This is a genomic window from Protofrankia sp. CiP1_Cm_nod3, assembly GCF_982290655.1.
On sequence record NZ_CEVIVD010000116.1, the window covers coordinates 10402 to 13647 of the forward strand.

Annotated in this window: 2 protein-coding genes; both read right to left on the bottom strand. The window is 72.2% G+C overall.

Annotated features, from left to right (window positions below; genetic code table 11):
* Nucleotides 1–159 precede the first annotated feature (159 nt).
* Nucleotides 160–1905: a transposase gene (locus AC5LUJ_RS18565; RefSeq protein WP_493465371.1), complete on the bottom strand. Its 1746-nt coding sequence runs from the start codon at nt 1903–1905 to the stop codon at nt 160–162.
* Between the two features lie 234 nt (nt 1906–2139).
* Entirely contained in the window at nt 2140–3162 is a 1023-nt protein-coding gene (locus AC5LUJ_RS18570; protein ID WP_493465370.1) for a pentapeptide repeat-containing protein, read from the bottom strand.
* Between the last annotated feature and the right edge of the window lie 84 nt (nt 3163–3246).

Here is a 3246-nt window from a genome sequence, read left to right on the forward strand (position 1 = left end):
GAACTCGGAACGGACGCCGAACCCCGCCAGCGGCTGACGGCTGCCTTCACCGAGCTCGCGCTGGCCGTCTGAGCACCCGCCCGGCACAGGTCCACCATGCCTTGCCTCCGCCCAATGCAACAGAGCCATTTGTTTTCCCGGGCGGCCCTGCTGGTTTATTCAGGCTGCGAGGGTGAAGTCGAGTCGGGCGAGGTGGGTGGCGCGGGTGCGGTCGAGGGGCTTCCCGGTCCAGTAGGCATCGAGCCGGATCATGTTGATCGCGGTTGCGGCGATGTTGTGTTCGAGGGCGGTCTTCGGTAGGCCGATGTAGCGGGCGGTGCGGGTGCCGGCGACGTGGGTGGTCTGGCGCATGGTGCCCTCGATCCCGGCCCGGGCGGCGTAGCGGCGCTTCCACGTGTCGGTCGTCTGCTCGGCCCGCGCGGCGGCCAGGGCTTCGTGCAGGCCACGGTCCCGGATGGTGATCTGCCGGCGGGTGCCCTTCGTGCACAGTGCACGTTTCGGGCAGGGGCCGCGGTCCGCCTTCGCCCAGGTCACCACGATCGCGTCGGTGTCTCGCTGGCGGCACGGGGTCCACGATCTGCTGGCCCTGCCCTCGGGGCAGGTGCCGCGTCGCTGGTCGAAGTCGAAGGAGAAACTCGCCTTGTCATAGCCCTGTCCGGCCCTGGCCTGGGCGGACTGGTCGAGCAGGACCGGGGTGGCCAGCGTGATCCCGTAGGCCCGGGCGGAGCGGACGATCTGCTCGGCGCTGGGGTAGCCGGAGTCGAGCAGGTGCTCGGCGGGCAGCAGCCGGTTGCGCGCGAGCCCGGCGTGGATCTCCTCGAGCGCGGCGGCGGCGTCGGAGGTGGTCGCCACCGTGGTCAGCACCCCGGTGATCACGTTGGGGAGATCGCCGCGCCCGGTAGTCTTCGTCGCGGTCGTCGCGGTCGTCGCGGTCGTCGCGGTCGTCGTAGCGGGGTCGGGTGGGTTGCAGGTCTCGGTGAAGTGGACCTTGTAGCCGTCCCAGCCGTGGTCGCGTTTGACGCTGTGGCGGGCGTCGAGGTCGTAGGGGGAGATCAGGCGGTCTCTGCCGGGCGGGAGACCGTCCCCGCCCTCGGACTCGCTCTCCCGCCGCCGTACCCCCTCCGTCCCGGTGTTCGTGGTGTACCGGTAGAACTGCTGGACCCAGATCCGGCGCAGCGCGTCGACGGCGGGGATCTCCCGCAGCCAGGCCGGGGCCCCGGGCGAGGAGATCACCTTCAGCAGGTGGTAGCCGTCGCGGCCGTAGTCGAGCATGAGGGCCTTGCGCCGGGTCTCGGACTCGGGCAGGTGCAGGTTGCCGACCCGCGCCCCGTAGCGCAGCTGCCAGGACGCGTCGATCACCCCGGTCAGCCACGCCGGGGCGGCGCTGGCCAGCGCCTCGAGCGTGGCGCGCAGGGTCTCCCCGGCCAGTTCGAGACGGCACAGGTGCCGGATCGCGCCGAGCATGTGGGTGGAGTCGGTGCGCGCCCGCCCGCCCGCCTTCACCAGGCCCCGGGCGGCGAGGCGTTCGAGCAGTGCGTCCAGCGCGAGGGTCGCGAGATCCCCCTCGACGAGCCGCGCGCGGAACTCGGACAGGACGCTGGGGTCGAACCCGGAGTCGTCGAGCTCGAGGCCGAGGGCGTACTTCCAGAACACCCGGTCGCGTACCGCGTCCGCGGCCTGCCGGTCCGTGAGGTTCTCGCTGAACTGCAGCACCGTGACCATCATCAGCTGGGCCGGGGGGATCGCTGGACGGCCCCGCACCTCGAACGCCGCGGTGAACCGTTCGTCCTCGTACACCGCGCCGAGCTCCTCGCGGATGCGCATCGCCAGGCTGCCCTTCGGGAACGCGGCGCAGGCGACCTCCACGGTCCGTGCGGGTATCTCGGGCCAGGGTCTCGGCTGCATGGACACGCGCGCCATCGTCCCGACCCGACGCCGGACGATCCATTACCGGCCCGCGTGTTGCGCGCCGTGTTGGATGCCGCCGACACCGCTACACAACGTCGACCCAACCCTGCGGTAGCACCGCTGACGCGATCAAGTCCGGCCATCGGCACCAGCGAGACGTCACCCTCCCAGCCTGAATAAACCAGCAGGGCCCCGGGCCCCAGAAAAACCGGCAGACCGGATGAAACGGACTCAGGGCGGGGGTGTGTCGTCCAGGCCGCGGGCCGGCCACGACGCCGGCCGCGCCACCCCGTCCGGCAGCACCGTCGAAGAATCCCCTGTCGCCGACTCGAGCTGCTCCTGCGTCAGCTCCACCGTGTCGGTGAGGTCCGCCCCGAACAGCCGGGCGCGGGTGAGATTCGCTCCGAACAGCCGGGCACCGGCGAGATTCGCCCCGAACAGCCGGGCGCGGGTGAGATTCGCCCCGTGCAGCCAGGCGCGGGTGAGATTCGCCCCGCGTAGCTGGGCGTTGGTGAGGTTCGCCCAGGACAGCTGGGCGTCGGTGAGGTTCGCCCGGTTCAGCAGGGCGCCGGTGAGCACGGCGCCGGTGAGCACGGCGCGGGGCACGCCGTCGCGAGGGGGCAGCCGGCCGAGAACGGTGAGGGCGGCCTGGATATCGGTGTCCGGCCCGGACGGCGCCGGCACCGGCGCCGGTGCCGCGCTCGTGCTCTCCGTTTTGCCGGCCGACGGTAGGTCGGCGGTGCCCGGCGGCGCCGCCGCGGCTGGGGGCGGAGGCCGGTCGCGCTGGCGGCGCAGGGCGCCGGGCCGGCCGGGAATGGTGTGTTCCCGCACGAACGCGGAGAGGACCTCGACGACGGTGCGGTGGTGGGTGGCCGCGTCGACGGCGATCTGTTCCAGGGCGTAGAGGCCGCCGAGGCGGACGTCGAGGGTGTCCGAGCCGAGTTGGCTAACGGCGGCGGTGTAGCGGTCGGCCAGCTGCGCCTCCCGCTCCCGCTCGTGGGTCTGCTGGTCGCGGACGCGGGCCTGCTCGTTGGCGCGACGGGTCTCCTCCAGGTTCATCGTGACCCCGAAGAACGCGATCAGCCCGGCGGCGACGGTCAGGATGCCGGTGCGGGTCGTCGCGATCGCCCCGGCCCGCCCCTCCGCACCCGATCCGTAGAAAGCCGGGGTCAGCCACCACAGCGCACCGAGTCCGATCAGACACCCGACCAGCAGCACCGCCCGCTGCCGCCCGCCGCTACTCCCCCACGTCATGGGCGAGGTTGTACCCACTGAGCCTTTCCCGGCAACGACCCGTCGCGCTGTGTGACAACAACGCATCCGGGGCGGTTGATGCCC

Coding starts and splice junctions, on each gene's coding strand:
- AC5LUJ_RS18565 (WP_493465371.1), bottom strand. CDS start 1,905: ATGCAGCCGAGACCCTGGCCCGAGATACCCGCACGGACCGTGGAGGTC.
- AC5LUJ_RS18570 (WP_493465370.1), bottom strand. CDS start 3,162: ATGACGTGGGGGAGTAGCGGCGGGCGGCAGCGGGCGGTGCTGCTGGTC.